The organism is Faecalimicrobium dakarense (assembly GCF_000499525.1).
In the GTDB taxonomy this organism is placed as follows: Bacteria; Bacillota; Clostridia; order Peptostreptococcales; family Peptostreptococcaceae; genus Faecalimicrobium; species Faecalimicrobium dakarense.
The window spans coordinates 1-7675 of record NZ_HG529284.1; the positions used below are offsets into that span (position 1 = coordinate 1).

8 protein-coding genes are annotated in these 7675 nt (G+C 27.1%); 7 read left to right on the top strand and 1 reads right to left on the bottom strand.

Annotated elements, in window-relative coordinates:
• Window positions 1–501 (bottom strand): nitroreductase family protein (locus tag BN899_RS06225; protein WP_042273825.1); only part of this gene is annotated, 501 nt, incomplete at its 3' end.
• A gap of 183 nt (window positions 502–684) precedes the next feature.
• On the opposite strand from BN899_RS06225, the gene BN899_RS06230 reads away from it, so the two are divergent.
• From BN899_RS06230 to BN899_RS06260, 7 genes are all read left to right on the top strand, one after another.
• Entirely contained in the window at window positions 685–1617 is a 933-nt protein-coding gene (locus tag BN899_RS06230; protein WP_042273827.1) for a hypothetical protein, read from the top strand.
• Window positions 1618–1637: 20 nt separating this feature from the next.
• On the top strand, window positions 1638–2801 hold the full coding sequence (locus BN899_RS06235) for a galactokinase (RefSeq protein WP_330362470.1): 1164 nt from the start codon (window positions 1638–1640) through the stop codon (window positions 2799–2801).
• Window positions 2802–2816: 15 nt separating this feature from the next.
• Window positions 2817–3806, top strand: coding sequence for a UDP-glucose 4-epimerase GalE (galE, locus tag BN899_RS06240; protein WP_042273832.1), 990 nt, complete (start codon window positions 2817–2819; stop codon window positions 3804–3806).
• 12 nt (window positions 3807–3818) lie between these two features.
• A complete protein-coding gene (galT, locus tag BN899_RS06245) occupies window positions 3819–5315 on the top strand; it encodes a UDP-glucose--hexose-1-phosphate uridylyltransferase (protein ID WP_042273833.1) in 1497 nt (498 codons plus the stop codon).
• 12 nt (window positions 5316–5327) lie between these two features.
• A complete protein-coding gene (locus BN899_RS06250) occupies window positions 5328–6332 on the top strand; it encodes a LacI family DNA-binding transcriptional regulator (protein WP_042273836.1) in 1005 nt (334 codons plus the stop codon).
• Between the two features lie 200 nt (window positions 6333–6532).
• Window positions 6533–7132, top strand: a complete 600-nt coding sequence (locus BN899_RS06255) for a DedA family protein (RefSeq protein ID WP_042273838.1) — start codon at window positions 6533–6535, stop codon at window positions 7130–7132.
• A gap of 26 nt (window positions 7133–7158) precedes the next feature.
• Complete coding sequence (locus BN899_RS06260) at window positions 7159–7668, top strand: HD domain-containing protein (protein ID WP_042273840.1); 510 nt, start codon at window positions 7159–7161, stop codon at window positions 7666–7668.
• Window positions 7669–7675 lie beyond the last annotated feature (7 nt).

A 7675-nucleotide genomic window follows, 5' to 3' on the forward strand; every position in this document is an offset into this window, starting at 1 on the left:
TTTATTTAAATGTATTTTGCTTTCATCAAATTTATCCACAAATTCATTTTTTTCTTCATCAGAATATCCAAGGGCAACTATACAAAACGGTACTATATGTTCAGGTAAATTTAATAATTGGCTTATATAATCCATTCTAACTTTTTTAGGAAAGCATCCAATCCATCCAGCACAGACATCTTGATTTACTGCTTCTAGCAATATATTCTCCATGCAAGCTGATAAATCTAACATCCATCGTCCTACTTTAAAAAATTTATTCCTATCTCCAAGTAATACTATACAATTCTTAGTATTTCTTAATTGTTTAGCGGCATGATGTACTTTAGATAGAGAATCTAGAGTTTGTCTATCGTTTACTATTAGAAATTCCCAAGGCCTAGAATCTTTAGATGAAGGAGCTTGCATACCTGATTTTATTATCTCTATAATCTTATCTTGTTCAACTTCAATTCCATTGAACTTTCTTATATTACGTCTGTTTTTTATTACATCTAACATATAAATACCCCCTTAATTAATTCATAATAAATTTATACCATAAAAACATAAAATTAGACATAAAATAATTTAAAGATTGTTAAATTTATTTCTTTACATAGAAAAAGTAATCGTTTACTATATTGATATAGGGAAGTTTACTAGTAAATTATTTAAAATAATTTTTATGAAAGGGAGATATATATGGGGAATATAAAAGTGAGTCAGATTAGTTATCAAAACTTTGGAAAATGTCTGCATATAAGTAATGAAATAATTGAACTTGTAGTTCCGCTTGAATTAGGTCCTAGAATTATAAGATATTCATTTGTTAATGAAGAAAATATGCTATTTGAAGATGTAGATAGATTAGTTACTGAAAATTTAAGTAACTACAGTGAATATACTGATAATAAATGGTACTTATATGGAGGTCATAGATTATGGATGAGTCCAGAATATATGCCAAGCAGCTATTATCCAGAGAATAGTCAAATAACTTACGAAGAAATTGAAAACGGTGTAAAAATAATTGGTAATATTGAAGAACATAACAATATTCAAAAGATATTAAACATTGTTTTAGATAAAAATTCATCTAAAGTAAGTATAGGCAATGAAATAATCAACTTAGATGAGAAAGAAAAAACTATAGCTCCATGGGCTATAACAACACTTTGTAAGAATGGAGTCTCTATTACACCTATAAGTGATAAAAAAACTACATTTACTCCAAATAAAGTATTTGCATACTGGCCATATACAAAATTTAATGATGAAAGAATGAGCTTTATAGATAATAGATATTTAAAAATAACTCAAGATACTAATAATTTTGATGCTTTTAAAATAGGAATAAATAATACTAATAGATGGTCAGCTCATGTAGTTGGGGAAAATGTTTTTTTAAAAACTTTTGATGATGTATATACGGAAGTTTCAGATTACTCTGACTATGGAGTAAACTTTGAGATATATACGAAAGAGCTATTTTTAGAGTTAGAAAGTTTAGGGAAATTAAAAACCATATCTAAGGGTGAGAAAGTAGCCTTAAATGAAAATTGGTATTTAACTAAAAGTAATAACCATAATCTCGTAGAAAAGGTAGAAGATGTGCTTAAGAATATAGAAATTTAAATATATCAGGGGGAATAGATATGTTAGATAAGTTAAAGATTGATTTTAAAAATGTATTTGAAAAAGAGTTTGAAGATTTATTTTTTTCGCCAGGAAGGGTTAATTTAATAGGAGAGCATACTGATTATAATGGAGGACACGTATTTCCTTGTGCATTATCTTTTGGGACTTATGGAGTAAGTAGTAAAAGAGATGATAAAAAAATTAGAATGTATTCTTTAAACTTTGAAAATATTGGAATTGTAGAATTTGATTTAGATAATATCGTTTATGATGAAAAAGATGATTGGGTAAATTATCCAAAAGGAGTAGTTAAAGTACTTAAAGAGCGTGAATATAAATTAGATTGTGGGTTGGATATATTAGTATATGGAAATATACCAAATGGTGCAGGTCTTTCATCATCAGCTTCACTTGAACTTTTAATGGGAGAAATTTGTAAGTATTACAATAATTTAAGTATAGATATGATAGAAATTGTGAAACTATGCCAAGAAGCTGAAAATAAGTTTATAGGAGTAAATTGTGGTATAATGGATCAATTTGCTATAGGTATGGGTAAAGATAAGTGTGCAATATTACTTGATTGTAATAACTTAAATTATAGATATAGTCAAATAAATATGGATGGACATTCAATAGTAATAGGAAATACCAATAAAAGAAGAGGATTAGCAGATTCAAAATACAATGAAAGAAGAAGTGAATGTGAAAGAGCACTTCAAAACCTTCAAGCTAAATTAAATATAAATTCATTAGGAGAATTAACTGAAGAAGAATTCGAAGCTAATAAAAACTTAATAGAAAATGAAGTAGATAGAAAGAGGGCGAAACATGCAGTATATGAAAACCAAAGAACTTTAAAGGCAGTTAAGGCATTAGAAGAAAATAATTTAGCCTTATTTGGTCAATTAATGGTCGGTTCTCATGTTTCATTAAGAGATGATTATGAAGTAACAGGAAAAGAACTTGATACATTAGTAAGTATAGCACTTAAAGAAGATGGTGTAATAGGTTCTCGTATGACAGGAGCTGGGTTTGGTGGATGTACAGTAAGTATAGTTCAAGATGAATGTGTTGGGGATTTTATAGAAAATGTATCAAAAGAATATGAAAGAGAAATAGGATATGCACCAACATTTTATGTTGCAAATATATCAAATGGAACTAGAAAGATAGGATAGTGGGGGGGATAAAAAATGTCAATATTAGTATTAGGTGGAGCAGGATATATAGGTAGCCATACATCACATCAACTTATTAAAAATGGTGAAGATGTAATTATAGTTGATAATTTACAAACCGGTCATATGGATGCACTTCATAAAGATGCAAAGTTTTATAAAGGAGATATAAGAGATAGAGAGTTTTTAGATAAAGTATTTTTAGAAAATAATATAGAAGCAGTTGTACATTTTGCAGCTAACTCTTTAGTCGGAGTAAGTATGAGTGAGCCTTTAACTTACTATGATAATAACGTTTATGGAACTCAAGTAGTTCTTGAAACTATGGTAAAGCATAATGTAGATAAAATAGTATTTTCATCAACAGCAGCGGTATATGGTGAGCCAAAACAAATACCAATACTTGAAAGTGACGAAACTAACCCAACAAATACATATGGTGAAACTAAATTGGCGATGGAAAAAATGATGAAATGGACTAATAAGGCTTATGGCACTAGATATGTATCACTTAGATATTTCAATGTAGCAGGTGCAATAGATGGAGGATATATAGGAGAAGATCACACTCCAGAGACTCACCTTATACCACTTATACTTCAAGTACCACTTAAAAAGAGAGAACATATAACGGTATTTGGTGAAGATTATGATACTCATGATGGTAGTTGCATAAGAGATTATATACATGTAATAGATTTAGCTAATGCCCATATAAAAGCACTTAATTATTTAAGAAAAGGAAATGAAAGTAATATATTCAATTTAGGTAGTGGGAATGGATTTACGGTAAAAGAAATGATAGATGCAGCAAAGGAAGCTACTAAAGAAGAGATAAAAGTAGTTATTGGAGAAAGACGCGCAGGAGATCCAGCAAAACTTGTTGCATCTAGTCAAAAGGCAAAAGAGATTTTAGGATGGACACCAGAATTTGATGATGTTAAGAAAATGATAGGAGATGCTTGGAACTGGCATAAAAATCATCCAAATGGGTTTGAAAAATAGGGGGATAAATTTATGAACATAAATCATGAACTAAATAGACTTATAAATTTTGGTATTCAAAAGAATTTAATAGATAAGTTAGATGCAGTATATGCATCTAACTTAATACTAGAATTATTAGACTTAGATGAGTTTGAAGAAGCTGATATTAATGAATCTTTAGATAGTGCAACTTCTATACTAGAAAATATTTTAGGTTATGCAGTTGAAAAAGGTATGATAGAGGATACAATAACACAAAGAGATTTATTTGATACTAAATTAATGAATATGCTAATGCCAAGACCATCAGAAGTTATAAAAACTTTTAATAAAAAATATGAAATCGATAAAAAAGAAGCTACATTTTATTACTACAATCTAAGTATTGCTTCAAATTATATAAGAAAAGATAGAACAGATAAAAATATAGTATGGAAAACATCTACAGAATATGGTAATTTAGATTTAACTATAAATTTGTCAAAACCAGAAAAAGATCCAAGGGATATAGCAAAGGCTAAACTTATGAAATCAACTTCATATCCAAAATGTTTATTATGCAAAGAAAACGAAGGCTTTAGTGGAAATATAAATCATCCAGCTAGGCAAAACCATAGAATAATACCTATGGAATTTGCAGGAGAAAAGTGGTTTTTACAGTATTCGCCTTATGTTTATTATAATGAACATTGCATAATACTTAATGATAAACATACTCCTATGAAAATATGTAAAAAAACATTTGAAAATTTATTAGGATTTGTAGATAAATTACCTCATTATTTTGCAGGATCTAATGCAGATTTACCAATAGTTGGAGGGTCTATACTTTCTCATGACCATTATCAAGGAGGTAATTATACATTTGCAATGGAGAATGCATCACCTGAAGAAAGTTTTGAAGTAAAAAGATTTGAAAATACAAAACTATATCGTGTAAAATGGCCTATGTCTGTAATAAGATTAAGTGGTGAGTGTAAGGAAGAAGTTATAAGCTTAGCAGACCATATATTAAATTCATGGAGAAGCTACTCTGATGAAGAGGTAGATATACTTTGTGAAAGTAATGGTGAATCACATAATACCATAACTCCAATAGCTAGGAAAAAGGAGAATTTATATGAACTAGATTTAGTCCTTAGAAATAATAGAACAAGTGAAAGTCATCCTTTAGGAATATTCCATCCACATAGTGAGGTTCATCATATAAAGAAAGAAAATATAGGACTTATCGAAGTTATGGGGTTAGCAGTACTTCCAGCGAGGCTTAAAGATGAACTGAATGAAATATCTAATCTTTTGATTGAAAACGTTACCGATATAAGTAATAATGAAGATTTAAAACATCATGCTAATTGGTATAAATATATATTAAGAGAATATAAAGATATAACTAAAGACAATGTAGATAAAATAGTAAAAGATGAAGTTGGTAAAAAATTTGCACAAGTTTTAGAACATGCTGGAGTATTTAAGAGGGATGAAAAAGGGATAAAGGCATTTAATAAATTTATAAAAATATTGTAAGGATAAAATAATATGAAAAATACTATAGTAGATGTGGCAAAGGCCGCAAATGTTTCAGTTGCAACTGTATCTAGGGTAATAAACGGAAATTACCCAGTAAAACAAGAAACAAAAGAAACAGTATTAAAAGTAATAAAAGAACTTAATTATACACCAAATACTCAAGCTAGAGATCTTATAAAGCAGCAATCAAGTACTATAGGAGTAGTAGTTCCAAGTATAAGTAATATGTTCTTTACAGATGTTGTAAATGGAATAGAAAGTTATTTTGATAACTCTAAGTATTCAATATTTTTATGTACAACAAACCATGATAAAGAAAAAGAAATTACAAGAATAAATGAACTTATGGCAAGAAATGTAGCAGGAATAATATTAGTCGACCCTAATATAGAAAACTCTAAGTCTAAATTTTTTGATAATATAGCTAAAAATATTCCTATAGTATCTGTAAATGGAGATATTAATAGCCAATACATTTCATCAGTATCTAATGATGAAGAAAATGGAGCAAGAATAGCTATAAGTCATTTAATTGAAAATAACCATAAAGATATACTTTTTATAAGAGGAGACAATAGTTACTCTTATGATATAAAAGAAAAAGCATATAAAGAAGTTATGGGTGAGATTTCAAATTTTAAAAAAGAATATATAATAAATATAGGACAAGGAAATGGGAGAGAAACTGTAAATAAAACTATGGAAGAGGCTATAAAAATATTAAGTGAAAATAAAAAAATAAGTGCAGTATTTGCTTGTAATGATCTTATGGGCATAGGTATAATAAATGCATGTAAAAAGCTTAATAAAAAAATTCCAAGTGAATTATCAGTAATAGGATATGATAATATAGAACTTAGTGAAATGGTGGAGCCAAAATTAAGCACAGTTGATCAAAATATGTTTTTACTAGGAGAAAATGCAGGAATGCTTCTTAGTGAAAAGATAGAAAATGATAATACATACAGTAAAAGAACTATATTAAACAATAAACTAATTATAAGAAATACATAAAAAAGATACACTTTAGTGTATCTTTTTATTTTGCAGATAAGATGATAAAATAGTATATATTATAAAACTTATGATAGGAATATATTTAAATATATCCTTATTTTATATATAATGAAATTATAAAGTTAAATTATAAAATATAAACTAAGTAAAATATATTAATATTAGGAAGGAATTTATTATAATAAGGGAATAAAAATATGGATATAAACATTTTAGTGCAAAATTTTATTGAAGAATATGGATTAATAAGTATATTTATTATTGTTATGTTAGAATATGCAAATTTACCATTACCTAGTGAAGTTGTTTTACCATTTGTAGGGATAATGGTATCTAAAGGTAATATAGGATTTGAAAGTGCTGTAATAGTATCTATAATAGGAGGATTAGTTGGTAGTATTACAAATTATTTATTAGGACTGTATTTTGGAAAACCAGTAATTAAATACTTACTAGAAAATCATCCAAGGACTAAAGAGTCTATTAAATCATCTACATGGTGGATAAAAAAATATGGGAAATTGTCAGTTATGCTTGCGAGGGTAGTGCCATTAGCTAGAACATTTATTTCTATACCTGCTGGTATGACTAAAATGAATATAGCATCATTTCTATTATATTCATCAATTGGTATAAGCTTATGGAATATTGTACTTATATATTTAGGTTATGTGCTAGGAGGAAATTTACATCAAATAGCACATATAATGAAAAACTATTCAATAATAATGCTTATATTAATGGTAATAGGGATAGGAGTTTATTATATTTCAAAGAAGAAAAGACATAAAAGATAAATTCATAAAAATTTAGGAGAAAATATATGATACCTAAAAGAGTAAAACAATTTTATATGAACGTAACAGATATTATGAAAAAAGAAGATTATGATTATGTTGCTGAAATATTAAATAAAAAAGAATTAAGTTTATTTACAAAACTATTAAAATCAGAACAAAAACATTGTGTTAGAATAGCAAAAGATATTGAATATATTATAGATAATAAAGAAATTAATAATATTGAGATTATAAAAAATAAAGACCGATTAATAAAAGTATCCCTACTTCATGATATAGGTAAAACTAGAAAAAAATTAAATGTAATTGATAAATCTATAATAGTAATTTTAAATAAATTAACTAAGGGTGAATTGATAAAATTTGAGAAATCTAAAAAGATTCAATGTTATTATAAACATAGTGAATATAGTTATGAAATATTAAAAGATATGATTGATGATAATTTAATATTAGATGTAGCAAGAAATCATCATAAAGATAACGTTAATGAAATAGTTAATTTCTTTAAGGTGATAGATGATAAAAATTAAATAAGTA